This window comes from Candidatus Microthrix parvicella Bio17-1 (assembly GCF_000299415.1).
GTDB lineage: Bacteria > Actinomycetota > Acidimicrobiia > Acidimicrobiales > Microtrichaceae > Microthrix > Microthrix parvicella.
Genome location: NZ_AMPG01000001.1, coordinates 1255528 through 1280983 on the forward strand (window position 1 = coordinate 1255528; position 25456 = coordinate 1280983).

At 65.9% G+C, this 25456-nt stretch carries 23 protein-coding genes and 1 pseudogene; 10 read left to right on the plus strand and 14 right to left on the minus strand.

The genetic code is table 11. The features are described from left to right. Positions 1 to 191: 191 nt before the first annotated feature. Positions 192 to 1082, plus strand: coding sequence for a DUF368 domain-containing protein (locus MPARV_RS0106135; RefSeq protein WP_157789479.1), 891 nt, complete (start codon positions 192 to 194; stop codon positions 1080 to 1082). A 9-nt stretch (positions 1083 to 1091) separates the two neighbouring features. Here MPARV_RS0106135 and MPARV_RS0106140 read toward each other — a convergent pair whose 3' ends face one another. The 3 genes from MPARV_RS0106140 to MPARV_RS0106150 all read right to left on the minus strand — a co-directional run bounded on the left by MPARV_RS0106140 (position 1092) and on the right by MPARV_RS0106150 (position 7921). After that, entirely contained in the window at positions 1092 to 4109 is a 3018-nt protein-coding gene (locus MPARV_RS0106140; RefSeq protein ID WP_020377627.1) for a UPF0182 family protein, read from the minus strand. 151 nt (positions 4110 to 4260) lie between these two features. Then, positions 4261 to 6594 (minus strand): DivIVA domain-containing protein, encoded by a 2334-nt coding sequence (locus MPARV_RS20915; protein WP_020377628.1) that lies wholly within the window; start codon positions 6592 to 6594, stop codon positions 4261 to 4263. A 76-nt stretch (positions 6595 to 6670) separates the two neighbouring features. After that, entirely contained in the window at positions 6671 to 7921 is a 1251-nt protein-coding gene (locus MPARV_RS0106150) for a YlbL family protein (RefSeq protein ID WP_012224059.1), read from the minus strand. Here MPARV_RS0106150 and MPARV_RS0106155 point away from each other — a divergent pair. Beyond that, positions 7920 to 8237: a hypothetical protein gene (locus MPARV_RS0106155; protein WP_020377629.1), complete on the plus strand. Its 318-nt coding sequence runs from the start codon at positions 7920 to 7922 to the stop codon at positions 8235 to 8237. The two genes, MPARV_RS0106150 and MPARV_RS0106155, sit on opposite strands and share 2 nt — an antisense overlap. Positions 8238 to 8297: 60 nt before the next feature. After that, on the plus strand, positions 8298 to 8975 hold the full coding sequence (locus MPARV_RS22330; protein WP_012224057.1) for a HEAT repeat domain-containing protein: 678 nt from the start codon (positions 8298 to 8300) through the stop codon (positions 8973 to 8975). 3 nt (positions 8976 to 8978) lie between these two features. On the opposite strand, the gene MPARV_RS0106165 is transcribed toward MPARV_RS22330, so the two are convergent. The 8 genes from MPARV_RS0106165 to MPARV_RS24605 all read right to left on the minus strand — a co-directional run bounded on the left by MPARV_RS0106165 (position 8979) and on the right by MPARV_RS24605 (position 15873). Next, positions 8979 to 10325: an ABC transporter substrate-binding protein gene (locus MPARV_RS0106165; protein ID WP_012224056.1), complete on the minus strand. Its 1347-nt coding sequence runs from the start codon at positions 10323 to 10325 to the stop codon at positions 8979 to 8981. Next, on the minus strand, positions 10322 to 11497 hold the full coding sequence (locus MPARV_RS0106170) for a branched-chain amino acid ABC transporter permease (RefSeq protein WP_012224055.1): 1176 nt from the start codon (positions 11495 to 11497) through the stop codon (positions 10322 to 10324). The genes MPARV_RS0106165 and MPARV_RS0106170 overlap by 4 nt, the downstream gene beginning before the upstream one ends. Beyond that, entirely contained in the window at positions 11494 to 12420 is a 927-nt protein-coding gene (locus MPARV_RS0106175) for a branched-chain amino acid ABC transporter permease (protein WP_051011895.1), read from the minus strand. The genes MPARV_RS0106170 and MPARV_RS0106175 overlap by 4 nt, the downstream gene beginning before the upstream one ends. A gap of 2 nt (positions 12421 to 12422) precedes the next feature. After that, complete coding sequence (locus MPARV_RS0106180) at positions 12423 to 13136, minus strand: ABC transporter ATP-binding protein (protein ID WP_012224053.1); 714 nt, start codon at positions 13134 to 13136, stop codon at positions 12423 to 12425. Continuing rightward, entirely contained in the window at positions 13133 to 13891 is a 759-nt protein-coding gene (locus tag MPARV_RS0106185; RefSeq protein WP_012224052.1) for an ABC transporter ATP-binding protein, read from the minus strand. The genes MPARV_RS0106180 and MPARV_RS0106185 overlap by 4 nt, the downstream gene beginning before the upstream one ends. 122 nt (positions 13892 to 14013) lie before the next feature. After that, complete coding sequence (gene mreB, locus MPARV_RS0106190) at positions 14014 to 15024, minus strand: rod shape-determining protein (RefSeq protein ID WP_031277456.1); 1011 nt, start codon at positions 15022 to 15024, stop codon at positions 14014 to 14016. Between the two features lie 140 nt (positions 15025 to 15164). Continuing rightward, positions 15165 to 15365 (minus strand): hypothetical protein, encoded by a 201-nt coding sequence (locus tag MPARV_RS0106195; RefSeq protein ID WP_012224050.1) that lies wholly within the window; start codon positions 15363 to 15365, stop codon positions 15165 to 15167. 52 nt (positions 15366 to 15417) lie between these two features. Continuing rightward, positions 15418 to 15873 carry a molybdenum cofactor biosynthesis protein MoaE gene (locus tag MPARV_RS24605; RefSeq protein WP_157789480.1) on the minus strand — a complete coding sequence of 152 codons (456 nt, stop codon included), beginning with the start codon at positions 15871 to 15873 and terminating at the stop codon, positions 15418 to 15420. A gap of 144 nt (positions 15874 to 16017) precedes the next feature. Here MPARV_RS24605 and MPARV_RS0106205 point away from each other — a divergent pair, with 144 nt between their 5' ends. Continuing rightward, positions 16018 to 17103 carry a hypothetical protein gene (locus MPARV_RS0106205; RefSeq protein ID WP_012224048.1) on the plus strand — a complete coding sequence of 362 codons (1086 nt, stop codon included), beginning with the start codon at positions 16018 to 16020 and terminating at the stop codon, positions 17101 to 17103. Between the two features lie 30 nt (positions 17104 to 17133). Here the strand turns inward: MPARV_RS0106205 and MPARV_RS0106210 are convergent, their stop codons facing one another. Both MPARV_RS0106210 and MPARV_RS20930 read right to left on the minus strand, forming a co-directional pair. Beyond that, positions 17134 to 17529, minus strand: a complete 396-nt coding sequence (locus tag MPARV_RS0106210; protein WP_157789481.1) for a hypothetical protein — start codon at positions 17527 to 17529, stop codon at positions 17134 to 17136. 411 nt (positions 17530 to 17940) lie between these two features. Then, on the minus strand, positions 17941 to 18693 hold the full coding sequence (locus MPARV_RS20930; protein ID WP_040055361.1) for a class I SAM-dependent methyltransferase: 753 nt from the start codon (positions 18691 to 18693) through the stop codon (positions 17941 to 17943). Positions 18694 to 19002: 309 nt separating this feature from the next. Between MPARV_RS20930 and MPARV_RS22335 the strand changes: the two are divergent. From MPARV_RS22335 to arsB, 5 genes and pseudogenes are all read left to right on the plus strand, one after another. Continuing rightward, positions 19003 to 19341: pseudogene (locus MPARV_RS22335) on the plus strand (DUF4143 domain-containing protein); the annotation flags it as partial. Positions 19342 to 19727: 386 nt separating this feature from the next. Continuing rightward, a complete protein-coding gene (locus MPARV_RS0106230) occupies positions 19728 to 20786 on the plus strand; it encodes a hypothetical protein (RefSeq protein ID WP_020377636.1) in 1059 nt (352 codons plus the stop codon). A 144-nt stretch (positions 20787 to 20930) separates the two neighbouring features. Next, positions 20931 to 21290, plus strand: coding sequence for an ArsR/SmtB family transcription factor (locus tag MPARV_RS0106235; RefSeq protein ID WP_012224043.1), 360 nt, complete (start codon positions 20931 to 20933; stop codon positions 21288 to 21290). A gap of 102 nt (positions 21291 to 21392) precedes the next feature. Beyond that, positions 21393 to 21812, plus strand: a complete 420-nt coding sequence (locus MPARV_RS20940) for an ArsI/CadI family heavy metal resistance metalloenzyme (RefSeq protein ID WP_012224042.1) — start codon at positions 21393 to 21395, stop codon at positions 21810 to 21812. Further along, entirely contained in the window at positions 21809 to 22888 is a 1080-nt protein-coding gene (gene arsB, locus MPARV_RS0106245) for an ACR3 family arsenite efflux transporter (RefSeq protein ID WP_020377639.1), read from the plus strand. The genes MPARV_RS20940 and arsB overlap by 4 nt, the downstream gene beginning before the upstream one ends. A 13-nt stretch (positions 22889 to 22901) precedes the next feature. Here the strand turns inward: arsB and MPARV_RS0106250 are convergent, their stop codons facing one another. Next, entirely contained in the window at positions 22902 to 24020 is a 1119-nt protein-coding gene (locus tag MPARV_RS0106250; protein ID WP_020377640.1) for a hypothetical protein, read from the minus strand. 18 nt (positions 24021 to 24038) lie between these two features. Here MPARV_RS0106250 and MPARV_RS0106255 point away from each other — a divergent pair, with 18 nt between their 5' ends. Beyond that, positions 24039 to 25448, plus strand: coding sequence for a zinc-dependent metalloprotease (locus MPARV_RS0106255; RefSeq protein WP_020377641.1), 1410 nt, complete (start codon positions 24039 to 24041; stop codon positions 25446 to 25448). Positions 25449 to 25456 lie beyond the last annotated feature (8 nt).

The following is a 25456-nucleotide window of genomic DNA, read 5'->3' on the forward strand; positions in this document are numbered from 1 at the left end:
GTTGCGGACGTGTTCTATTGCATAAGACTCGGATATGACAGCCGCTCAAGGGCGATGGCGTCAAAAGAGGGGATCGCAGCGACGTCGTCCACGCTGGTTTGTGGACCGCTCAACTGCCGTCTCGTGGGCCCAACCACTAGCGTTGCAGGATGTTGAAACAAGCCCCCATGCAAGTGGTTCGCGGATTTTTGATGGGGAGCGCCGACATCGTGCCAGGCGTTTCGGGTGGGACGATCGCCCTGGTGCTGGGGATCTACACCCACCTGATCGACACCGTGCGCGACGGCGCCTCGGTGCTGGGTGCGGCGGTCAAGGGCGACTTCTCCGGCGTCGTTGAAAGGTTCAAGGCGGTCGACTGGGCGTTCCTCATCCCGTTGCTCGTCGGCATCGGCGTGGCGGTGATCGCCCTCTCCCACACCATCGAGCACCTGCTCGAGACCCAACCGGTGCGCATGTCGGCAGCCTTCTTCGGTCTGGTGATCGGCTCGATCGTCGTGACCGCCCAGCGGTTCAAGCCCGATCCTGTGCGTATGGCCACCCTGCTGGGCGTCGCAATCGTTGCGTTCTTTGTGCTCGGCCTGCGATCCGGCACGGTCGACGATCCGGCGCTTCCCTTTGTATTCATCGCCGGTGCAATCGCCATCTGCGCCATGATCCTTCCGGGCATCTCCGGCTCGTTTCTCCTGTTGATGATGGGGCTGTACGAGACCGTGCTCGGGGCGGTGAGCGACCGCGACCTGGTGTTCATCGCCGTATTCGGTCTGGGCGCCGTGCTTGGCCTCGCCGGTTTCTCCACCGTGCTGCACTGGGCGCTGCACCACTACCACCAGTTGATGTTGGCCGGGCTCACCGGGCTCATGCTGGGCTCGCTTCGGGTGCTGTGGCCCTGGCGCGAGGTACCGGCGGGCAAGGAGTTTCAGGATGTCAGCAACATGTCGATGCCTTCGGGCGACGTTTGGATGCCGATCCTGCTGGCCGTGGTCGGCGGCGTCCTGGTCATCGGCCTGAGCATCCTCGCCGGGGATGATTCCGAAGACGAGGTCGAGGACGAGGACGAGGTTCAAACCACGTCCGTCGGCTGACCCGACCAGCTACGGCGTGGTCGTCGAGGTGGGCTTGGTGGTGGGCGCAGCCGGAGGCGTGGTCGATGGAGCGGGCGTGGTCGATGGAGCGGGCGTGGTCGATGGAGCGGGCGTGGTCGATGGAGCGGGCGTGGCCGGTTGGGCCTCGCCCAGCAGCTTGGCCGCCCGGTCCAACAGAGCCCGGGCCTCGGTGTTCTTTTGCTCGTAGGCGGCCAGCCCGCCCTCGTCGCCCTTGGCCCGATCCGCCTCGTCCATCAACCCGATTGCCTGGGCGATCAGCTCCGGTGCGGTGGTGGTGCCGTCGACCGGGAGTGCCGTGGTCGGAGTCGCCGACTCTGATCCGGCCGGTGAGGTGGTGGCGGTAGGGACCTCAGCCTCGGGGTTGGAGTTGGGAGACACACCTGATGCTTCGGGGGCGACCACCTTGCGCCCGGCCACGGCGTTGCGGATGCCGTCCTCAGCGGTGTCGCCCAGGTAGGCCGATCCCTTCCACACCACCACAACCTGGTTCAGCGCCGGGGAGGAGTCCTCGCCCTTGCCAACCACGTACAGGGGTCGAATGTAGAAGATGCTTTCGCCGACGGGCACCAACATCATGGCCCCGAACTGCACGTTGGACCCGCTCTGGTTGAGCAGCGTGATCTTCTGCGAAATCCGCGGGTCGTTGTTGATGGCCACCTGCGCTCTGGTTGGGTTCTCAACCTCGGCGCCCGCACGGCGCTGCCCATTGGCGTCCACCGTGTTCATCGTGTACGAGGTGAGCTTGCCGAAGCGCTCCGGGTCGGAGTCACCCACCAGATTGGCGGACAAATCGGCCCGTGCCGCCTCCTCGGTGCCCGGGGTCAACGGTCGGGTCCGCACGAATCCCGGCGTACCGTCGCGGTCAAGTAGCAACTGGGTGGGGGCGATGCGCCCCGCGCTCTGGCCGGTGGCCTCAGCCACATCGTTGCCCGGGTTGCGGGCCACCACCCAGTTCTCAGACCCGTCGAAGAACGACTCGGGGTCCTCGACGTGATAGCGCCCGTACATGCGGCTCTGAACCCGCAACAGTTCATCGGGATACTGGAGGTGCTCGCGCAGGTCGGCGGGCAGCTTGTCGAACGGGGTGAACAGCTGTGGCAGTGCCCGCTGCCACGCAGCGATCACCGGATCCTCCTTGGTCGCCGCACCATCTGTGAACTCGCGGTCGATCCGATACATCTTGACCGAGCCGTCGTAGGCATCGATCGTTGCCACTACGGCGGCGCGCATCGAGTTGAAGCGCCGCGTCCGCAGGTCGGACCCTTCCGGAAGGTCGTCGGTGGGTGAAAACTGTGCGTACGGATAGGTCGACACGGTGGTGTAACCCATCTGGAGATACATCACCCGCCCGTTCGACACCACCGGCAGCGCCTCGGATGACCACGACACGAACGGTGCCAAGGCCGACAACCGTTCGTTGGGGTCACGACGCATCAGGAGACGGGAGTTCTTGTCTACCGAGGACGAGATCAGCGGGTCGATTGCTCCGAAACGCAGCGAGGTTTCGAGCTGACGCCACACGCTGCCCAACGCGATGCCGGTGGACCCGTCAAAGCGTTCGCCGTCCTCTCGGGAGGTGCCGGCGATGGCATACCAATCGGCAAGACCCCGGCCGAAGTACACCTGTGGTTTGTCGAGCTTGAAGTCGTCGGTGGTCTGCACCGGCAGGTCTTGGATGAGGTAGTCGGGGCGACCGTCTGCGGCCACCTTGTCGGCAGACGCCAGCGCCACACCCAGCCCGGCGGTGTACACCAGGTGTTCCTGCTCCCAGGAGCGGCCCGGCAGGTCGTTGCGCGACAGGTTTCGCACCGACAACACTGCCGGTTGTTCCGAGCCGTTGATCACATACCGATCCAGGAACACCTCCCCCATGGAGAACTGAGGCTTCTTGGACTGTTGAGCGCGAAACGTGTCGCCAATCAGTGTGGGGTCCAGCACCGGCACCCGTTGGATCACCGGAAGGGCGGCGTCGACCTCAGCGTCTGAGACCGCCTCGGTGTAGTCGAACTTGTCGGTCGTCAAGGTGTCGAGCCCATACGCGGCCTTGGTGGCGGCCTGGTTGCGCTCGATGAAGCTGATCTCCCGAGCGGCCTTCTGCGGATCGACCTGGAAGCGTTGCACCACGGCCGGCAGGACGCCGGCACCCAGCACCGCAACGGCCATCCACAGCGTGAGCGCCACCACCGGCAGGCCCCAACCACGACGCCGCACGTTGTAGATCAGCAGACCGGCGCAGAACAGCGAAACCAATGTGAGCAGCAACGTCGCTGGGAGTTGGGCGTTGATGGCCGTGTACCCGGCACCGTCGAACACCCGGCCCTCGGTGAACGTCAGCGCCGGACGACGAACCAGGTAGTACTCGGCGGCCTTGACCAGGGCCAGCGCCGCCAGCAACACCGACAGGTGCGCTTTGACCGCCGGCGTGCCGATACCGGCCCGTCGGGCCCCCCGCGGGCGCAGCGAGCCGTTCAGGTAATACACCCCTCCGGTGGCCAGAGCGATGGTGATCAGCGCCGCGAACAGCCAGCTGAGCACGTACTCGAGAAACGGCAGCGTGAAAAAGTAGTACCCAAGGTCGTAGCCGAACTGGGGGTCGGCAATGCCCACCTTGGATCCGTTGAGAAACAGCAGCCAGGTCTCCCAGGCCTTCACGGCGGGTAACCCGGCGGCCAAGGCGAGCACCAGCGCAGCCACCACCCGAACCACCCGGTGACGTGATCCAACCAGTTCGTGGTAGCGCAGGATGAACTCGTCGGCGCCCAGCAGTTCCTGCCGACGGGACACGCGGTCGGCCACGGTCAGGCTGGACAGGCACGCCAGGAAGAACACCAGTGAAAACACTGCGCCGAGGAGCACTTTGGCACCACTGGTGGTCAACCAGGTCCCGGCCTGCCCAACCGAGTCGTACCAGAGGTACTCGAGATGCACCTCCGCAGCGAGGCGCAGAGCGACCAACAGGCCGATCAGCGCCGCCACGATCCCCACCAGCACCTTGCGGGATCCCATCGATGGTGTACGTCGACCACGCTTCGGTGGACGTGGCATATCCCGAGGCATCCGCATGCGGGCGGAGGCTAGTGCCAATACCCGACGATCAGATGTAGCCCACCGGCCGGTCACGCCGGCCCAACCACCCGGACCTCGACGGGCGACGGCCTCAGCGGAGGCGTGTCACCAACAGGCAGCGACAACCGACCGGCACCTCGGGGGCCGACAGCACCTCCACCACATCACCAGGATTTCCACCACGCACCCGCGGCAGGTGCGCATCGACGGCGTCCCCACCATGATCCAGGACCCATTCCAGACCCGGCCCGGCCTTGGCCGCAGCGGCCACGCCCACGTTGTAGGCCACCACCACCACGCCTGACGCCAGCTCCGGGAGTGCCACCGTCTTCCGTTCCCGGTAAGCCGACCGCAGCGCCTCTCCCAGTTGGGCCCGGTCAGCCTCCCTGGCGACGATCGCGGCGACCTCGGCGCGCCAAGGGCTCACGAGCCTGGCTGCGATCGTGGGCCGCAACTGCTGCGCCAGGCGCTCCAGATTTGCTCTGCCGAGGGCGACCGGAGTGCCGGAGCGGGCGGCCACCGATGCGGCACCGGCGGCAACCGCATCGGTCAGATCCGAGACCAAGAGCTCGGCGAAGGTCTCCACCTGATCATCGGCGTCGGGCAGCAGGTTGGACACCGTGACGTTGCGGCGGCTTCGTCGCAACGAATCCAGCAGCTGATTCTGCTCATCGTCGACAAGCCGCTTGACCCGTCGGGACACACCGCGTTCGATGGGTCCGATCGAGTCGTCGCGCCCGTCGAGAATCTGATCGGCCTCGGAGCCGGCCATGGCCGAGAGGGGCTCCTCCTCCGCCTCGTCAACGTCCATCTCGAGGATGTCCTCCACCCCGTCAGCGATCTCGGAGTCGGCATCGAAGCCATCGGAGACTCCGAGGGTCTGTCGAGCCTGCGTCACCGCCTCATCGCGCTCCGCACGCAATCTGGAGAAGATGTCGCCCACCTCCCCCTGATGAGCTTCTTCGTCACCGTCGACCTCAGCGTCGCGTTTCTCGCCCAGAACCACCATGTCGTTCTCGGCTTCGGCGGCTGGGTCGGCTTCGGTGTCGAGCGATTCGTCGACCGGGACAAGGCGAAGGTGATCGCGCGGCGACGTGGCCGGCTCGGCTTCCATCGCCGACCCGGAGGTGGCTGCGGTGGCCTCCAGCAGGTCGTCGACGTCGATCTTCGTCCATTCAGAATCGGTGTTCACGCGCAGCGTGGCATGCTCACCGGTCGTCTCGGGATCCTCGGCAATCGAGTCGTCCTCGCCAGGCTCGGCTTCCAACGCAGGTTCTTCGGAGGAGTCGGGTTCGTCGCTGGATGGGAGCAGCCCCACCTTCGCCTCGGTGGCAGGCTCTGCGGCATCCTCTGCAGATTCATCCGCTGAGTCACGATGGTCCTGGTCGCTCTCGGCGGGCACCGGTGGCGCCGGTTCGTCGACGGCCTGGTCGGTTTGCTCCGCATCGGCATCCTTCGGATGGCGAACCGGCAGCGCCGCCGACGTCAGCCGTGTTCGGCCCGAGAGGTCCGGACGACCGATCTCGCCCAGTACCACCGCCGGCAGTTCGCCGGTGGCAATGGCGGCCTCCATGGCCACGACCACGTCCTCGATGTCGTCGGTGACCCGCTTGGCGGCATCGTCAGCCGCCACCTTGGCCTCCGGTAACGCCGTGTGCAGCTCACTCGTGGCCGATTCGACGGCCACCGCGCACGCAGTGAACGCTCCCAGCAGCCGCTCCTGAGCGGCGCGCATGGCCTCGAGCTGCTTACGGGCCAACTTCCTACGGCCGGCCAGGTCGCGCAGAATCCGTTCGCGGAACGTCTTGGCCTCCACCACCAGGCGCCGACCCTCGTCCTTGCCTGCCTCAATGTGCTCGCGTGCCGCGTCACGAGCCTCGGCCAGCTCGGCCTCGGCCAGTTTGGCCAATTCGGCCGCAGCCTCATCCGCCGCCTCGGTGCGCTCGGCCAGCACGGTGTTGGCCCGCTCAAGGATCTCGCGCTCCTCCGCCTCCGCTTCCGCTCGGCGTTCGGCGAGTTCGTGCTCCAAGCGTTCCATGCGCTCCTCGGCCTCGGCCTCGGCCTCGGCCTTGACCCCGTCCGCGGTCGCTGCAGCCCGCTCCCCGATTCCGGCGGCGGTGGTGCGCGCATCGTCGAGCAGCTTCACCATCTCCTCGCCCAACACACGGGTGAGTTCGGAGTCGTCGGGCAGCACCACCGGCGCAGACTCGCTCTGTCGTCGAACCCGCTCGGTCTCTGCGTGAGCAGCCGACAGCTCATCGGACAACCTGCCCCGTTCGGCGCGTAGGCGCCGGAGCTCAGCTGCTGTCTGCACGAGTGTGGCGCGCACTTCGGAGGGCTCATAGCCCTTTCTCACACGTGAGAATTCGCGCTGCTCAAGGTCGTCGATCTGTCCCCCCCTGGGGGCTCGCATGGGCTCGGCCATAGCAGCGATCGTACGACGGGCCTATGGGGGCAACGGTGGATGCCACCAAGGTTCGCCTTCTCGAATCGAGTTGCGGTCAGTCGCCCACGAACTTTTCGATGGCGTCAACGGCCTCGTCCAGCGTGGCCACCTCTACGAGGTCCACCTCGCCACCCGCCAGTTGCTTGGCCTGGGCCAGGTCATCGGCCGGCAGGCCCTTGGGGATCAGGAACAACTCGGCGCCGGAACGGCGGACAGCCGCCGTCTTCTGAGGCAACCCGCCGATCGGCCCCACTTCACCGTTGGGGCCGATCGTGCCGGTCGCCGCCACCCGCTTTCCATTTGTCAGATCGTCGGGGGTGAGCTCGTCGACGATGGCCAACGTCCAGGCGAGTCCGGCCGAAGGCCCGGTCACTTCACCGGAATCGAAGTTGATCTCCATCGGCAGCTTCACATCCAGGTTGTGATCCGCCACCTGGACCCCCATGATCGCCCGCCCTTCCTCACCGGCCACCAGCGGTACCCGCACCTGCTCCTCGTCGGACTTGTCGGCAGCCTCTGACGAGTCGGTGACTCCCTTCGATGCATCGTTGCCGTGTGCCTGATCGTTTGGCTTTGCACCACCCCGGATCACCGTCAGTTCCACCGCATCGCCGGGCTTCTTCGGCGCCAACGCGTTCTGTAGATCGTCGGTGAGCTGCAGGCGCCGGCCGTCGGCCCCCACCAGTAGATCGCCAGGCTGGAGCAGCCCGTCGGCGGGCAGGTCCGGCGACACCTTGACGATGGCGACGCCATCGCCGGTGAAGGTGACCTTTCGGCCCAGGTGACGCAACGCCACCACGCTGGCAACCGTTTTGGAATCGTTCATGGCCGATTCGTTGGCGGCGTCCACCGACGCCTTGTCGCCGTCGGGATAGACGTCGTCAATGTCGGTGAAACGCAACGTATCGTCCAGGCGGCGCCGAAACAGGGTGTCGAAGAGCGTTGCCTGACGTACCGACACCGTGGCGAACAGTACGTCCCCCTTGATGGGGTAACTGGTGGCGCCTTCGATCGTGACCCGGTCGGCCGTACCACGGACGCTGCCCGGGGCAAACAACACCTCATCGGTGCGCACAGCGGCCGATCCGGCGATGCCACCGGCCACCATCAGCAGCGACGTCACACCCACCACCCACGGCAGCCACCCGGCAGCCCTCCGTTTGCTCCGATCGGTCTGCGGCCCCGGGTCAACACCCGTCAGGTCGACAATCGGGTCTGCCCCGGTCGTCGGAACAACCTCGCCGGGCGCGACCGCGCCGGCCTCGCTCGGTACCTGGTTGTTGGGCGGTACGCTGTCGTCTGTCATGTTCATGCTGATCGTAGGGCTCGCTACCGTTGCGGTGACCGCACTCGTTGCGGGCTACCTGCTGTTTGGTGTTCGGCCCAAGCCTGTCACCGATTCACCCGCATCTGCGGGCACGTGGCGGTTCATCCCGATGCCGCCCCTGAGAGAGGTCTTTGGGCTGTGGCTTGGGCGCCGCAGAAACGACGGCTGGGGCGCACGGTTGCGATCGGCGTTGCTCCTGGTCATCATGATCGCCTGCCTGGCGGCCGCCATGGCGGTGATCGCCGGCACCATCGGTTTCGCGGTGGGGCTGTTCGCCGATCGCACCATCGGTTGAGGCAATCACCCCACCGGCCCCGTCGAGATGATCGGCCATCGACCATGACAGCGTCGTTCCGTGCCTAAACCGACGGACTCCAACCACGAGGAACGCGACGCCCGCCGCGCCCTGCTGCTGTGGGACGGGCAGGGCCATCCACCTGCCGACCCCCACGACCGACATCAGGCCGTGAGATCAGCGCTGCTGCTGGCCTTGGGACGCTTCGACAGGCTCCGGCCGGAGGACCTGATGGCAGGTTTGAACGATGCCGATCAACGCGTCCGACTCTGCGCATTGCGGCTGGCGGCGGCCCACCCGGCAACCCACGACGACGCCATACGTACGGCTTTACTGGACCTACTCGCCGGTGACGATCACCTGGTCGCCGAGGCTGCCGCAGCCGCGTTGGGTGAGACCGGCGAAGATCGTGAAGCACCGGCTGATCTCCACACGGTGCGGGCGTTGTCCAAGGCCGCCACCGACCACCCCGACAAGTTGGTTCGGGAGGCCGCAGTTGCTGCGCTTGGCTCCCTCGGACACCCCGATGCGTTGGCGGCCGTGCTGGTGGCCAACGACGACGTGGCCACCGTGCGGAGGCGAGCGGTGCTGGCGTTGGCGGCGTTCGAGGGCCCCGAGGTGGAGCGACGGCTCAACGCCGCCCTGTCCGACCGCGACTGGCAGGTTCGCCAGGGCGCCGAGGATCTGTTGGAGGCGGCGCCATCTCCGGCACCGCTTCCAACAGATCACCCAGACTGACCGTTAGCTGCCGACGAAGTCGTTGGACTGGCCGTTGTAGTCCTTCATCGGGGAGGCCTCGACCCATTGTCCGTCGGTGCGCTTCACGATCCGGAGCGACTCGAGGAGCCACGGATCCTTGGCCCCATCGGTGATGAGCTTGGAACCAGGACGCATCAGGCCAACCGCATCGGCGTCGGTCGACCAGGCGCTGGTCATCAGGTCGCCTCGGGTCAGCTCCTTCGGGCTCTCCAACAGCTCAGCCATCTGGGCACCGAAGCCCCAGCCGATGGCGGCCACTCCCAACTCGGCCTCATCCTTGGTCAGGCCGTGCTTCACCGACTCGGTGAGGAACTCCTGCATCGCAGGATCCTTCTGGTCCTCGGTGTTGGCCGGGTCCAGCGTGGCCTGCGTGGAGATGATGCCCTCCTCGTTACCGCCGGCCAACGAAAGCGCCAGCTTGGAGTTGCACGTGATCCCAACGTAGGTGAGCACCTTCCATTCCTTTGGAACGAACTTCAAGGTGTTGGGGCACTGCGAACCCGACGCTCCGTTGACGAAGACGGTGGCGTCGCTCTGAGCCAGCTTGTCCACCTGGGCCTTGGTGTCGGTTGAAGCCAGCGGGTCGTAGGTCTCGGTGGCGACCACCTCCATGTCGTTCTTCTCAGTCAACAGGTTGAGGGAGTTCTCGTAGGCATCACCAAAGTCGTCGTTCTGGCGGAGCAGCGCGATCTTGGCGTCGGGCTGCACCTCCTCCAGGTAGTCGACGAGTCGCTTCATCTCCAGTGCGTACGACGGGATGCCTCCTTGGAGCCACGGGTACTGAGCCGCGTCGCCCCACTGAGGGGAACCGGTGGCGACACCCATGTCGGGCACGCAGTTCTCGTCGAGGTAGTCGCGAACCCCCAGGTTGTTCTGGGTACCCAACACCGAGACCAGGGCGAAGACCTTGTCCTCCTCCACCAGCTTCTTCACATTGTCCGAGGTTCGATCGGCTTTGTATTCATCGTCGTAGGCAACCAGTTCCACCTGGCGACCGGCGACGCCGCCGTTGTCGTTGCGCCAGTCGAAGTAGGCGTTGAGGCCGTTGAGGATGCCGCCGAACACGGCGAACGGGCCGGATTGAGGCATCGAGGTGCCCAGCTTGATCGTCTTGTCGGTGACGCCTTGAGTGGGCTGGTAGTCGGCGCAGATCGAGGTGTCGACCAGCGATTGGCCTCCGGCGACCTCGGTGCCGCTGCTGCCGCCCTCGTCTCCACTGTCACCCCCCTTGGCCTCCGAATCGCGTCCGCCGCAGGCTGCGGCGATCATGGTCAGGCTCAACGCGCCGGCCAACAGCCGGGAACGTCGCCAGGTGCGGGTTCTGGTCATGGTGTTTCCTCCTGGGTGGGCAAATCAGTGCTCAACCCGCTCGAAGGTCGAACGGTCGAATCGTTGTCTTCCGCTGTGCCATCCGATGCGTCCGGGGATGGACCGGATCGGCTCCGGATCCAACGGACGAATGTGGCCTTGGCGCGCTTGGCCAGGCCGGTGATGCCGCCCGGCGCCACGATGATCAGGGCAATCAACAGGATCCCCTGGATCAATCGGCTGACTGGTTGCAGATCCTGAGGTACCAGATCGGCCAGGAACACGATGGCGATGGCACCAATCGCCGGGCCCCACAGGCTGGCTGCGCCACCGATGACCACGGCAACCAGCAGATAGATCGAGTCCTCCACGCCGAACTTGTCCGGCACGATGTTGCCCTCGTTCAACGCATACATGGCCCCACCAACACCGGCGTACAACGCTGACAGCCCGAAGGTCGAAACCTTGATCCGGGCCAGGTTGATGCCACTGGACGTGGCTGCGATCTCGTTGTCGCGCACGGCCACCATGGCACGACCCATTCGCGACCTGATGAGGTTCCAGGCCGCCAGATAGAACAACGCGCCGATGACCAGATACAGATAGAACGTCCACTGCGACGGCTCGAGGTTGCCGAACGGCGGGTCGAAACGGACGGTGCGAAGCTTGATGACGCCGTTGCCGACGTCCACCTCCGAGCGCAACGGCTTGCCCTCCGAGCCACCGGTGAGCCACGCGAACCGTTTGACCAACTGAGGAAACAGCATGGCCAGCGACAGTGTGACCAGCGCCAGGTACAGGCCCTTGATCCGAAGCGCCGGCAAACCGACGATGACCCCGACCACCAGCGCCACCAGCCCGGCCGCCGCCACCGAGCCCAACAGCGGCCACCCGTGATCGTTCACCAGAATGGCCGACGTGTAGGCGCCGACCCCGAAGAAGGCAGCGTGGCCAACCGACACCTGGCCGGTGAACCCGGTCAGCAGGTTGAGGCCCATCGCCGCGATCGCGAAGGCGATCACCTTGGAGAAGCGGTCGAGTTGAAAGTTGGCGAACTGGAGGGGAAGCGACAGCAACAAGATCGCCAGCGCGAGGCCGATTGCAAGCTTGATCAGTTGCGACCGCCGGTCCGGGGCCATCAGCTCGTCCAGATGGCGTGAATCATCGGCTGTCACCGTCTTGGAGGTGCTCATACCCGGTGCATCTCCTTGGTACCAAACAGACCCTGCGGCCGAACGAGCAGCACCACCAGAATGAGCACGAACGCAGGCATCAGCTGAAACTCGCCGCCGATGGCGCCCACGTAATAGGGGAGGGTCTCGGTCAGAACTCCAACGATCAACCCGCCAACCACCGCGCCGACGGGGCTGTCGAAGCCACCCAGCGTCACTCCGGCGAAGGTGTAAATGATGACCACCAACATGAAGTTGGGATCGAAGTTCAGCGAACCGGCGGCGCTGACCCCGGCGACGACGCCGATGGCGACGGCCAGGCCCCACCCCAGCATCAGCGTGCGCTGCACCGCCACACCGCTCAGGCTTGCCGACTCGGCGTTGGTGGACACCGCCCGCAGCGCCAGGCCCAGCTTGGTGAAGTTCAGCAGTGCCCAAAACGCACCCGCCGCCGCAAACAACAGCAACACGGCACCGATGGCCTGGTACGACAGCGGCGTGCCGGCGATGTCGACCGAGCCCCTTCCAAACAGCGGCGTCGCCAACTCGTGATTCGCCGAGTTCCAGAACAGCGCCGGCAACTCGTGCACCGCCAAATACAACCCGATCGTGGCGATCACGACGGCGAGCGGGTTGAGATGCGGGTCACCCAGTGGGCGGATCACCAGTGCCTGGATGGCTGCGGCGAAGGCAAACGAGATCACCATGGCCACGATCAGCGCAACCCAGATGTTGAGCCCACCCCCGCCGTCCTTACCCACCAGTGCCCATACGAGGTAGGTGCTGAACATGGCCATCTCACCCTGAGCAAAGTTCAAAATACCGGAGCTGCGGTAGATGATCACCAGGCCGAGGCCCAGCATTGCGTACACCGCGCCCTGCTGAAGACCGTCGAACAGCCGCTGAAGGAAGAAGTTGGTATCGAAAGCCACGAGCAACTGCACGCTCACACCCCCAGGTAGGCCCGTTGGACCGATTCGCTGGCCAGCAACTCCGCAGCCGTGCCCTCGTCGGTGATCTTCCCGGCCTCCAGCACATAGGCGCGGTCGGCCACCTCAAGTGCCAGGTTGGCGTTCTGCTCAACCAGCAGGACCGCAAGGCCTTCAGCCTTGTTGATGGCGCTCAGCCGCTCAAACACCTCGCGGGTGATCAGCGGCGCCAGACCCAGCGACGGCTCGTCCAACAGGATCAGGCTGGGCCGGCCCATCATGGCCCGGGCAATGGCCAGCATCTGCTGCTCGCCACCCGACATCGACCCGGCGGTCTGGGTGCGACGTTCGGCCAGACGGGGGAACGTGTCAAACCACCGGGCCACGTCGTCGTCAATCTGGTCGTCGCTGCGCAGGTACGCACCGACGGCCAGGTTCTCCTCCACCGTGAGGTCCGACAGGGTGCCCCGCCCTTGAGGAACATGGGCGATACCCACCTTGGCGACCTTGTCGGCCCGATCGCCCAGGATCGACTTGCCCTTGAAGTTCATGGTGCCCGAGGCCGACACCAGGCCCGACAGCGCCCGCAGCGTTGTGGTCTTGCCGGCACCGTTGGCGCCCAGCATGACCACGAACTCGCCAGGGTTGACCACCAGGTCCAGACCAAAGAGCACCTGAACCGGCCCGTAGGCGGCGGTGAGGTCGGCGACCTCCAACAGCCGCCCGGTCACGACGCCCCCAGGTACGCCTCGATGACCACCGGGTTGGCCCGCACCGTCACCGGGTCGCCCTCGGCGATCTTGGAACCAAACTCCATCACCACCACCTGATCGGAAATCTCCATCACCATGCCCATGTGATGCTCCACCAACAGCACGGTCAGCTTGAATTCGTCCCGGATCGAGCGAATCACACCACCCAATTCGGCAACCTCGGAGTGCGTCAGGCCCGATGCCGGTTCGTCGAGGAGCAGCAGGCTGGGCCCGGATGCCAGCGCACGGGCCAATTCGATGCGCTTCAGCGTGCCGAACGGAAGCCCGGCGGCCGGCATCTTGGCGTACTGCGCCAGATCAAGACGGTCGAGCAGTTCAAAGCCACGCCGCCTGGTCGCCTGCTCCCGACCGAGAAACTGCAGGCCAAACAGCGAGGTGACAAACCCGCCGGCGGTATTCGAGTGCTCGCCGATCATCACGTTGTCGAGCACGGTCAGCCCGGGAACCAGCGCCAGGTTCTGAAACGTACGGGCAATACCCAGGTTGGCGATTTCATGCGCCGGTGTGGCCAGGAGTTCCTGACCGTCCAGGCGCACCGACCCGGAATTGGCTTCGTACAGCCTCGTCACCACGTTGAACAACGTGGTCTTGCCCGCTCCGTTGGGGCCGATCAGCGACGTGATCGAGTCGGGCTCCGCCCGAAACGACAGGTCATCCAGCGCCACCACGCCCCCAAAACGCAGCGTGATGTCCTCCACCTCCAGTTGCGGCATCGTCACCCCCCTCGGCGTCTCGTCCTCGCAGCCCCGGACACTACCTGACAACGTTGCCGGCGACCCGGCCCAAACCGTTGCGGGCGACACTGCGCACAGTCGCCTGCCGGGCGACACTGCGCTCAGACGCCCTTGCGGGCATCCATGAACATGGCCTGTAGCGCCTCGTAACTCTCGATGACCCGGCCGGCACCCAACACCACCGTCTCCAGCGGTTGGGCCGCCTGACGAACCGGGACCTCCGTCTCGAGCGCCAACCTGCGATCCAACCCCCGCAGCAGCGACCCGCCACCCACCAGATACAAACCCTGGGTGATCAGGTCTTGAGCCAATTCCGGCGGCGCCTGTCCCAGGCAGGTGATCACCGAGTCCACCATGGCCCCAACCGGCTCGGCCAGGGCATCGCGCACCTCCTCGGGGCTCAGCAGCACCGTCTTGGGCAGACCCGACATCAATTCACGGCCCCGCACCTCCGCCTGAAATTCCTCTTCGGTCGGGTACGCAGAACCGATGGTGATCTTGATCTCCTCCGCGGTCTGCTCACCCACGGCAATGCCATACTCCCGGCGAATCCAAGTGATGAGCGCGGAATCGAGGTCGAAGGACCCCACCCGCACCGCCTGGATGGCCACGATGCCGCCCATCGAGATCAGCGCGGTCTCCGACGTGCCACCACCGATGTCCACCACCATGTTGGCGATCGGCTCGTTGATCGGCAGTCCTGCGCCGATCGCCGCCGCCATTGGCTGTTCGATCAACTGGGCATCCGCAGCGCCCGCCCGGCGGGTGGCATCGATCACTGCCCGACGCTCCACCGGGGTGATCGCAGACGGCACACAGATCACCACCCTTGGACGGTTGAATCGGCTGACGCCGACGCGTTTGAGGAGCAGCCGGATCATCTCCTGGGTGACTTCAAAGTCGGTGATCGCACCCTTACGAAGCGGCCGAACGGCCACGATGTGGGCGGGCGTTCGGCCGATCATGTGCCACGCCTCGCGCCCCATCGCCAGCACATCCTTGGTCCGGCTGTTGATCGCGATGACCGAGGGTTCGTTCAGGACGATCCCCTCGCCGCGCGCGTACACCAGGGTGTTCGCGGTGCCGAGGTCGATGGCAAGGTCGCGTGCCAGTGGGGGGTCCTCTCGAACAAGCAGGGTGAAGCCGTGCGGATCAGCCGGTGAGGCCGTGACCTCTATCGTGCCTCATGGCGCCTTCGGTGGCACGCATGGGCACCTCCGAACACAGCGGGACACAGGCCGGTTGGACTGGGTCAGTTGCTGCGGCGAGACCCTGGTTTGGACTTCCGGTCGCGCGGTTGGTTGGCGGCTGAGGGGTCCAGCGCCGACATCCTCCGCTGGAAATCGGTCATGGCATCGGTGGTTTTGGACCGGTCGCGCAAGAGCAGCCAGGCCACCAACGACCCCACGACGCTGAGCACCACGGCCACCACCAGGAACAATGCGGGACTCATCTGTCACACACCCGCGTCGGGCGCACCATCGTGGCGCTCAGCAGTGTCGCATTCATGTTGGCTCCTCGATCACCGACGCAGTCGGACTCCACTCCCGCCCGTCCGGCGCCACCTCTTCCTTCCAGAGCGGCACGGTGGCCTTCAACCGGTCGATGAGATGTGCGGCCGCCGCAAACGCTTCGCTGCGGTGGGCGGAAGAGACTGCCACGACAACGGCCTCTTCGCCCAACGCAACCTTGCCGGTCCGGTGCAGCGCCGCCACCGCCCGGATGGCGGGCCAGGCGATGCGTGCCTTGGCCACCAGGGCCTCCAGGCGGGGCACCACGTGAGCCTCGTAGGCCTCGTAGTGCAGTTCGGTGACCCCGACGCGATCACCGGCGTGATCCCGCGTGGTGCCACAGAACACCACGACCGCACCACAATCGGGTCGGATTGCCCAGCGACGAACGTCCTCCACCGGCAACGGTGCCCCGCTGAGTTCGAGCCATGTGTCATCGGAGCGGATCACCCGGATCAAGCTATCGATCAGCGGGCCCAGCACCGATTCGCTGTCCTCGATCGGCGAAACACTCCTCGTGCGGCGACGCCACCGGGTTGCCTCCCAAGCCTGGGGCGCGGCCCGTCGGCGATCCAGCGTCGATATCGTGGCCGGATGCCCAGCGGGACCCACCCCGAGGAACCCGAGGACACCGCGTCCCAGATGGAAAATGCGGACACCGGCGAAATTCCGGTTCACCCCGACGACCGCCTGTGGCGCCATCCCAGCGAGCTGGCCCGTATGCGTCAGGCAGGCCGCGAGACGGTGACCGCCCCGGTCCCCACACCCATCGGCGCCCGCCAGGAGCGGGCAGGCTCGTGGATCAGCCGCATCCCCACCTCGCTGGTCATCGCCGCCGGCATCGCCGCTGTTGTGGCATCGGTGGGCAGCGTCGTGGCGCTGGCGCAAAGCCCCTCCGCCACAGCCCGCGTCACCATCCCCCCGGGCCCACACGCCCCAGTGCAGACCGCCACCATCGTGAGCGGCTCCGCCAGTGCCAGTGGCCTCATGGTGGACCCGCAGGGCCTGGCGCTGGTTGCCATCACCGATCCCCCGGCGACCGCCACGCTGGAGACCGGTCGGCGCCGGACACCGGCCAGGCTTCGAGCCTTTGCCCCGGATCTGGGGCTGGCCGCATATCAGGTGGTGCCGCCAGAAAACGCCGCCACCACCACCGCGCTGATGGCACCAGCTACGACCACGGCGCTGGTTCACCCTTCGGGGAACTGGACCGTGCCGCACGGCTCATCCGACCTCAACCTTCTCGCTCCGAGGCTGCTGCCCAGCACCTGGGGCCCGATGTTGATGACCCACCTGTCGGGTGCCCCAGCCGAGCCGGGCACTCCACTGGCCGAGGGGGGCACGGTGGTGGGCATGTCCATCGTCACCACCGACGATCGCTCGATGGTGATCCCATGGCCGATGTTGCGGGCCCTGGGTGCCCGGTTGCAAGCCGCTCCCCGCTCGATGGGCGACCTTCCTGCCAACCTGAGCGATGACGGCTCCAGCCCGATGGTGACCGACGAATGGAGCGATGGGTCGCTGCAGACCGGCGACCGCGTCGAGGCGATCGACGGCCTCGCCGTGTCCAGCGCCGCCGAGGTTCGGGCGATCGCGGCGATCCACTTTGAGGGCACGACGGCCATGGTGCGCTGCGAGCGATCGGCGAAATCGGTCACCGTCGACGTCGCGCTGGAATAACCGGTCGGCCGTTTCGGTCGCCCGGGTTCGTCAATCAGGTCCGAAGGCAAGCCCTAACGCATCGATGATCGAGGCAAACTCATCCGACGAAACCCGGCCCACCAACCTCCCAATCGACCGGGGTCGACGGCGCAGGTCTGCTTCGTCGTCGACGTCGACGCGCACTTCCGTCGTGCCAGTGATGCTGGCGCCGAAATCGTCTACGGGCCGGTCGACCAGCCCAACGGCTACCGCGGGTACAGCACCCGAGGCTCCGAGGGCGGACTGTGGTCGTTCATGCGGCCGCTGGAGGGAACCCATCGTGCCTGAGCCAACCCACGCCCCAAGGCCTGCGACCTGCTGATCACCGGCGAGACGAACCGTCGAGATCGTGCCGATGGTGGCCCAGAAGTGTGCGATGGAGGTGCCCGCCGACCTGGTTGCCACCGTCCTTCGCCCGGTTCTGACGGCAATGGTGCGTTCGGGGTTCACCGGGGTGGTCGATGCCGACAGCGCCGGGCACCTCGGCCCGGTGACCGCTGACCACCAGGTAGGGACGACGTCCCGCCTGGGGATGCTCGTACCACCAGACCTCCCCTCGCGCTACCACGGCGACAGTCCGACAGCTGCCTCCTCGTCATCAAGACACTGGGGCGTCTCGATGGTCGACACCTCGGATTACAGGTCGGGGTCGCCCCACTCGTCCGGTTGGTGCTGCGGAACTCGTCCACGACACGCCCGCATGTCGAGAATGCAAGCCTGGAGGCTGTGTGCGGTTGGCAGTGTCTCGATCGTGATGGGAGTCTGCTCCCGACACCGACCCACGTGCCGCTGCGACACGGCCGGGACGGCGAGCCCTCAGGCGATGCGGTCCGGCTTGGTGGCCTGGACCAGGCGGGTGGCAGCCCACGGCCCGCCGTACCAAAACCGCCATCCCAACCCACGCGTGCGAACGTCAGAAAGGCCCGCAACACTCAGCGTTTCGGCGTAGCGAGCGACGTGGCGGAAGTCGGCGATCGCCAATCGACCACCGGGACGAAGTACCCGCAGCGCCTCGTTGATGACTTGCTGACGTCCGAACTTCGATGTGATGTTGTGGATGGCCAGGCTGGAGACGATCACATCGAATTGGCCGTCACTGAATGGCAACTCGGTCATGTCGGCTGTGTGCAGTTCGACCCGATCGGCAACGCCTTCGGCTTCAGCGTTTCGAGTCGTGGTCTCGACCGCGTTTCCGCTTTGGTCCTGGCTGCGCCAGAGGTCGACGCCGTGGGCCCGTCCACCGTCAAGTCGCTCTGCCGCCAGCAGAAGGACGGCTCCACGACCGCACCCGAGGTCGAGGACCTGTTCCTGGCCGGTCAGGTTCATCTCGTCGAGGACCTGCGACCAGACGACAAACTTTCCTGTCCTGGTGGTGTAGATGTAGCTGGCCATGCAGCCGAAGAACCACATCGCAGCGAGGAGGGTGGCGATGACGCCCACGACCGCACCCTGGGTGGCATTCAGCACGGCCAGGGTGAGGAAACCCAAGGACAGCAAGCCGAAGATCACGGGGACGTAGGGGGCGTCGAATCCGTAGTCTCCTTGGCGCACAATTGAAGTTTCAACCATCGACGTGAGTGTCGCGCCAACGTCAACACCAACGTAGGGATGCGTTTCGTGTCGACAACGGATGGCCAGGAGGACCGGCCACGAGATGCATGCGGTCAGAGCCAGGGTCTCGACTGGCCCAAACCGATGCTCAGCGTTGATCCAAAACGATGTTGAAGGTTGGTCCAGACCGAACATGAACGTGGCGGAGACCATGTCTGTCTGGGCCGGCAACCGGCTTGACCGCCTGACCAAGTCACCGAAGCGCTACGTCGTGGATGGCGCCATGATGGCCGCGGCGCTCTAAGCCGCCGCCGACGCCGTCTTGGGCAGCATCGACTTGCTGGCCGGACAATCGACACGCTTGTCATGGCGCAGCTCCGGCCCGAGATTGCCACCACCTCGCGACGCCTCCGTGTGTACCACCTCCGAACGAAGGGTGGCCGGGAGGAGATCGACATCGTGGTTGAGCTACCCGGCGTCGAACTCATCGCTCTCGAGATCAAAGCGGCGGCAAGCCCGAAGGCTCGAGGTGCCAGGCATCTGTGCCGGCTGCGCGACCGCTTTCCGGACCGGATCCTCACTGGTGCCGTGTTGCACGCAGGACCGGACGTGATCCAACTGGGTTCCGACATCTTCGCAGCCCCGATCTCCGCCTTCTGGGGGTAGGGGGTGAAACCGGTGGCATGGACTAGCGGAGTGGCTGGCACGATGCGGGCAAACAACTCCCACTTGGCCAAGCCGGAATAGGATCATTCACCGATCAACCTTGGAGGTTTCCAGCCATGTCCGAATGGCAACACGCGAGATTGATCCCGGTTTCAGGAATCGGCTCGACCAAGGAAGCAGAGGCGCGGGCGACATCAGCGCTCTTGGCGGTCATAGCCGTTGTTCGGGATCTTTCGGCAGCAATTCTTGGGCCCATCGGGGCTACCAAGGCGAAGACCGCTCTTGTTGATTGCTACACCGAGGTGATTTTCAAGAACAGTTCCTCGAATGCTCGGCCCGATGGTCTCATCCAAGTGACACGCGGATCAGCAACATGGACGGCGCTCGTGGAGGTCAAGACCGGCACTGCCACCCTCGACGCCGATCAGATCAACACCTACTGGGACATCGCAAGGACCGAGGGATACGACGCCGTTCTGACGATTTCGAACGAGATTGCGCCCTCCCCGGGAACCCACCCGACACCCGGCCTCAAAGTCAGGTCCAACTCAAAGACGAAGGTTGCACATCTCTCGTGGCCTGCGCTCCTCACGGCCTGCGAGGTCATTCGAGAACACCGTGGGGTCGACGACCCGGAACAGGCCTGGATCCTCGGAGAACTCATCCGCTACCTCCGCCATCCAAATTCTGGAGCTGATCCTTTCGACGACATGGGACCGGATTGGGTATCGGTCCGAGATGGAGCACGTGACAAGACGCTCTCCAAGTCGGACGCTTCGGTTGCCGAGGTCGCCCGACGATGGGATCAACTGATGCGCTACACGGCGCTGCGACTTGAAGCGAGTATCGGCGAGACCGTCGCGCTCCAGCTTCCTGCGGCGCATAAGGACCCAGCGGCTCGTCTCCAGCACGTCATTGACCAACTCGCCTCCACTGGGCAGTTGGACGCCCTGCTCCGAATTCCAAACACCGCAGGGGATCTCGACGTACAAGTCGATCTCAGAGCGAGGCGAATCACCACCTCAGTGTCCGTCACCGCGCCTCAGGATCGAGGAGCCAAGGCTCGCTGCACGTGGATCGCTCGGCAAATCGACGCCGATGCTGATGGCCGGATTGTTGTGGAGGCGTTCCCCAAGCGATCCAACCGGAGCACCTCGGCAACCCTTGATGCGGTCCGCACCGACAAAGACGTGCTGCTGGGCGATGAGAAGCGCGAGCCGGGCAGGTTCCGCCTCTCGATCTCCAAAGACATCGGAGTGGCGCGCAAGACTTCCAAGTCGGCCGTCGGGTTCATCGACTCGGTTGTCGGTCAGATCACGTCCTTCTACGGGACCGTGCTCGAGGACCTCACTCCTTGGACACCGCCGGCACCGCGAATCACGCGACAGCAGCCAGACGTCGATCCCGAGCCGACCCACACTCCTGAGGACGGCTGGACGGCTTAGCCCCGGCTTAGCCCCGGCTTAGCCCAGGCTTAGCCCAGGCTGCGATGCAGCATTCCCAGACAACATGACCGCAGAAGTCGGCTCCTGTTCACATTGGGACCTCGGCATCACCGCTTCAAAACGACGTGTGTCAATGTGTTGACCATGGCGGAGCGCACTGACGATCCAGAACCTTGTTGCTTCGAGCCAACCGGCAGTCCACTGAATGCCGACCAGGCCGAGGAGATCGCTGCATTCCTGAAGGCGCTGGCCGACCCGGTACGGCTTCGGCTGGTGTCGATGGTGGCCGCATCGCAGTCAGGAGAGGTGTGCGCGTGCGACCTGCCCGGCCCGCTTGGCCGCACTCAGGCCACCATCTCCCATCACCTGAGCCTGCTGGTGAACGCTGGGGTGTTGAATCGAGAACAGCGAGGCAAGTGGGCGTGGTTTCGAATTCGGGCCGAGAGCTTCGAGTCGATCAGCGCCGCGCTGGCAATCCTGCCGGTGCCGACGGCACAGAGCTGAAGCGCCCTGGCGACGATCCGAACCATGATCGCTTTGATACTCATCGATACGTGTGTAGGGTGTTCGTATCGATACATGTCGAAACGACCTGAGGAGGTCCTGATGTCCCGAGTACAACTGGCCATGAACGTGTCCAACATCGACGACGCCGTGGAGTTCTACTCCAAGCTCTTCGCCACCGAGGTGGCCAAACGCAAGCCCGGCTACGCCAACTTCGAGATCGCCGATCCGCCCCTGAAGCTGGTACTGATCGAGGGCGTGGGTGGCGGAACGCTGAACCACCTGGGCGTGGAGACCACGTCCGCCGCCGAGGTGGTTGCGGCCGAGACCCGCCTGAGCGGCGACGGCCTGGCCACCACCGGCGTCGACGACACCGTCTGCTGCTTCGCCGAGAAGACCGAGACCTGGGTGACCGACCCCGACGGCGCGCCGTGGGAGTTCTACGTGAAGACCGGCGATGCCGACCAGATGGCCAACCGCGTGATCACCGACGAAACGACCGAGGTCTGCTGCGCTCCGTGACCACCGATACCCCCACCCCCTCCCCGACGCTCAATGACGAGGCGACACCGAAGCTGTCCACGCTGGACCGCCTGCTGCCGGTGTGGATCGGAAGCGCCATGGTGGGCGGGATCCTGCTGGGGCGGTTGATCCCCGACCTCAACGACACCCTGGACAAGGTGAAGGTGGACACCGTGTCGCTGCCGATCGCCATCGGGTTGCTGGCCATGATGTACCCGGTGCTGGCGAAGGTGCGCTACCGGGGCATCTCAGCGGAGCTGGGCGATCGCCGGACGATGGGGTTGTCGCTGGTGCTCAACTGGGTGGTGGGACCGGCACTGATGTTCACCCTGGCCTGGGTGTTCCTCGGCGACCTGCCCGAACTGCGAACCGGGCTGATCATCGTGGGCTTGGCCCGATGCATCGCCATGGTGCTGATCTGGAACGACCTGGCGTGTGGCAACAGCGAGCTGGGGGCGGTGCTCGTCGCGGTCAACTCGGTGTTCCAGATCGTGATGTACACGGTGCTGGGATGGTTCTACCTCGACCTTTTGCCGGGCTGGTTGGGACTGGAGACGCAGTCGCTGGATGTCGGCATGTGGCCGATCGCCAAGTCGGTGCTGATCTTTCTGGGCATCCCCCTGGTGGCCGGGTTTCTCACGCGTACCATCCTGGAGGCCCGCAAGGGCACCGACTGGTACGAGCACTCGTTCCTCCCCCGCATCGGCCCCATCGCCCTCTACGGGCTGCTGTTCACCATCGTGGTGCTGTTCTCGCTGCAGGGCGACCAGATTCTCGACCGCCCGCTCGACGTGGCCCGGGTGGCCGTGCCGCTCTTGATCTACTTCACGCTGATGTGGTTCGGCTCGTTCGGGGCCGGATACCGGCTGGGCCTGCCCTATGACCGCAACACGTCGGTGGCGTTCACGGCGGCCGGCAACAACTTCGAACTTGGAATCGCCGTGGCCATCGCGGTGTTCGGCGTGACGTCGGGTCAGGCGCTGGCCGGCACGATCGGGCCGCTCATCGAGGTGCCGGTGCTCGTCGGGCTGGTCTACGTCGCGCTCTGGGCAAAGCGGCGCTGGTACGGGGAGTGATCCCCGGGGACTCCTACCTCCAGCGCCGAGCAATACCCCAACCGGCGCCACCGAGGCCCGCCAGCAGCACCGAAGCCGCCCCACCCAACACCAGGTCCTGACGTCGCCGAGCGCTCAGCGACGGCCACCATGCTGGAGCGTGGGCCACCAGAAACGCTTCGGCGCTGGTGTGGGTGGCCGACCAGCCCGTGAGCCCGAGCGCTGTGGAGTCAACCACCAGGTCGGCGCCGACCAGGCGGACGAGTGACGGCGGGGTGGGCGACCACCACACCAACCAACGAACCCAGTCAAGCACCCTCAGCAGCCCGGAGGGGACGCCTACACCGAGGCGCCGGTCGCCCAACTCGGCCGCCGAGGGGCCGTCGAGCACGTCGTCCGGCGCCACGTTGAACGGACCCGAACAGCGACCCGACCTCACGGTCTCGACAGCGGCGACCACGTCCCGCACGTGCACGTACTGCACGGTGGGCTGCGGCGCCGGGCGCAACCGCCGGGTGCGCCAGCCCGAGCGGTCGTACCAACCCCTGGCATACAGGGAGGCGCACAGCACGGGACGCAGCGCGGCCACCGGCACGTTGTTGCGATCGCCCCACTGGGCAACGTTGTACTCGAGGGTGACCCGACTCCCCAACGCTTCGGGCAGACGCTTCAACGAGGCCACCAGGCCGAACGGATCGGACTCGACGTTGGCCACCGGCGGCGAGACGACCGGAGTTCGTCGATCGTAGGCCAGCGCGGTGGATATCACCGTGACGTGCGCGGGCGGGTCAACCGCTGCCGCCAGCAGCACCGCCGCCACCAGCCCCTCATCGGCCAACCCAATGCCCGAGCCGTCCACGTCGTCCACACCGGAGGCGGCCAAGATCGTCAGTTCGTCGGCACCGGCGAGGGTCGCCGCCACCGCACCGTGCCGATCCACGTCGATCACCGGGTGCCCCACCAACTCGGTCGGCTCGCCATCCAAGACGCGGCCGATCACGGTGGCGGCGATGCCCGCCTCGGCCCAACGTTCCAGCAGGGCCACGCCCAACACGCAGTCACCGCCGACCAACACCACGCGATCGGCTGTGGCGGCCGCCCCAGGGTCGGCCTGAGATGTTTCGGTGGCCGACGCCTCGGCAAGTGGACTCATGGCGCCTACCATGCCCGCGTGGCACTCAACGATCCATTCGACCCGTCGAACAGTGATGACGGCGACGACTCCGACGACCATCCCGGCGGTCCTGGCGATGGCGCCTTCGGTGGCCTACCGGGTCGAGGTGGGATGCCCGGCATGGAAGGCCTCGCCGGCATGGACCTCAACGCCCTGTTGCAGGGCCTGCTCTCGAGCATGGGATCGATGGCTGGCGGCGAGCCCGACACGGCGCACCTGGCGCAGTTGGCCGGCGCCATCGCCGCCGAGGGCCGTCCCGAGCCCAACATCGACCCCGCGGAGCGGATCCGCATCGAGCAACTGGCCCGGGTGGCCGAGCTGCACGTGACCGAGATCACCGGGCTCTCGCTGGCCGGGGTGGAGGTGAGCGCCGTGAACCGCAGCCAGTGGGCGGCGACCACGCTGAAGGCGCACGGCCCGCTGCTGCGTCGACTGTCGGATGCGTTGGGCACGCTGGCCAAGGGCCAGCTTGACCAGGCCGCCGCCGAGGGTCCGCCGAGTGCCGCCGACCTGCCCGACGGCATCGACCCGATGGCCTTCCAGGCGTTCATGTCGATGGGCCCACTGATGGGTTCGATGCTCTACACGATGATGGCATCGGGCACCGTCGGCCAACTGGCGATCCGCAGCTTCGGCAGCTACGACCTTCCGCTGCCCCGCCACACCGACGAGGTCAACCTGATCGCCTCCAACCTGGAGACCTTCGCAGACGAGTGGGAGCTGGACCGGGACAACCTGGTGCTGTGGATCACCGCGCAGGAGCTTGCGCTGCACGCCGCGCTGAGCCGGGCCGCCTTCGGCCCGCAACTGGAGGCGCTGCTTGGCGCCTACGTCGACGCATCTCCGACCGACCTGTCCAACGATGCCATCGCGTCGATGCTCGGGGTGGATCCCAACGATCCCGATGCGGACTTCGATCCGATGAGCGGCGACTTCGACCCCTCCACGCTGGCACTGGACCCGGAGCGCCTGCTTGGATCGTTGCGCTCCCCCGAGCAGGAGGCCCTTCGACCGCGCATCGACGCAGCCGTCGCAGCCCTGGAGGGCTGGGCCGGGTGGGTGACCGACAGCGTGGCCGACCGGTTGATGCCGGGCGGTGGACGGGTGGCCGAGGCGCTGCGGCGTCGCCGGGTGACGACCGATCCGGCCAGCCGCTTCGTCGAGCGACTCTTCGGCCTTGAATTGACCCAGAACCTGATGGACCGGGGCCGAGATTTCGTTGCCGGGGTGCTCGAACGGGCCGACGCCGACGTTCTCACCCGGCTGGTGACCGATCCCGAGGCCATCCCCACGCCGAACGAGCTGGACGCACCCGGGCTGTGGCTGGCCCGGCTGGGAGTGGAGCCGAGTGGCGGCCCGGAGCCAGAATCAGGCGACCTCGACGTGCCGGATTTTCCCGACCTCTGAGGTGTGGC

What these genes read in the sequence shown, in the direction of transcription:
- MPARV_RS0106135 (WP_157789479.1), top strand. Translation starts at nt 192, where the DNA reads ATGGGGAGCGCCGACATCGTGCCAGGCGTTTCGGGTGGGACGATCGCC.
- MPARV_RS0106140 (WP_020377627.1), bottom strand. Translation starts at nt 4,109, where the DNA reads ATGGGATCCCGCAAGGTGCTGGTGGGGATCGTGGCGGCGCTGATCGGC.
- MPARV_RS20915 (WP_020377628.1), bottom strand. Translation starts at nt 6,594, where the DNA reads ATGGCCGAGCCCATGCGAGCCCCCAGGGGGGGACAGATCGACGACCTT.
- MPARV_RS0106155 (WP_020377629.1), top strand. Translation starts at nt 7,920, where the DNA reads ATGTTCATGCTGATCGTAGGGCTCGCTACCGTTGCGGTGACCGCACTC.
- MPARV_RS0106150 (WP_012224059.1), bottom strand. Translation starts at nt 7,921, where the DNA reads ATGACAGACGACAGCGTACCGCCCAACAACCAGGTACCGAGCGAGGCC.
- MPARV_RS0106165 (WP_012224056.1), bottom strand. Translation starts at nt 10,325, where the DNA reads ATGACCAGAACCCGCACCTGGCGACGTTCCCGGCTGTTGGCCGGCGCG.
- MPARV_RS0106170 (WP_012224055.1), bottom strand. Translation starts at nt 11,497, where the DNA reads ATGAGCACCTCCAAGACGGTGACAGCCGATGATTCACGCCATCTGGAC.
- MPARV_RS0106185 (WP_012224052.1), bottom strand. Translation starts at nt 13,891, where the DNA reads ATGCCGCAACTGGAGGTGGAGGACATCACGCTGCGTTTTGGGGGCGTG.
- MPARV_RS0106195 (WP_012224050.1), bottom strand. Translation starts at nt 15,365, where the DNA reads ATGAGTCCCGCATTGTTCCTGGTGGTGGCCGTGGTGCTCAGCGTCGTG.
- MPARV_RS0106205 (WP_012224048.1), top strand. Translation starts at nt 16,018, where the DNA reads ATGCCCAGCGGGACCCACCCCGAGGAACCCGAGGACACCGCGTCCCAG.
- MPARV_RS20930 (WP_040055361.1), bottom strand. Translation starts at nt 18,693, where the DNA reads ATGGTTGAAACTTCAATTGTGCGCCAAGGAGACTACGGATTCGACGCC.
- MPARV_RS0106235 (WP_012224043.1), top strand. Translation starts at nt 20,931, where the DNA reads ATGGCGGAGCGCACTGACGATCCAGAACCTTGTTGCTTCGAGCCAACC.
- MPARV_RS20940 (WP_012224042.1), top strand. Translation starts at nt 21,393, where the DNA reads ATGTCCCGAGTACAACTGGCCATGAACGTGTCCAACATCGACGACGCC.
- MPARV_RS0106250 (WP_020377640.1), bottom strand. Translation starts at nt 24,020, where the DNA reads ATGAGTCCACTTGCCGAGGCGTCGGCCACCGAAACATCTCAGGCCGAC.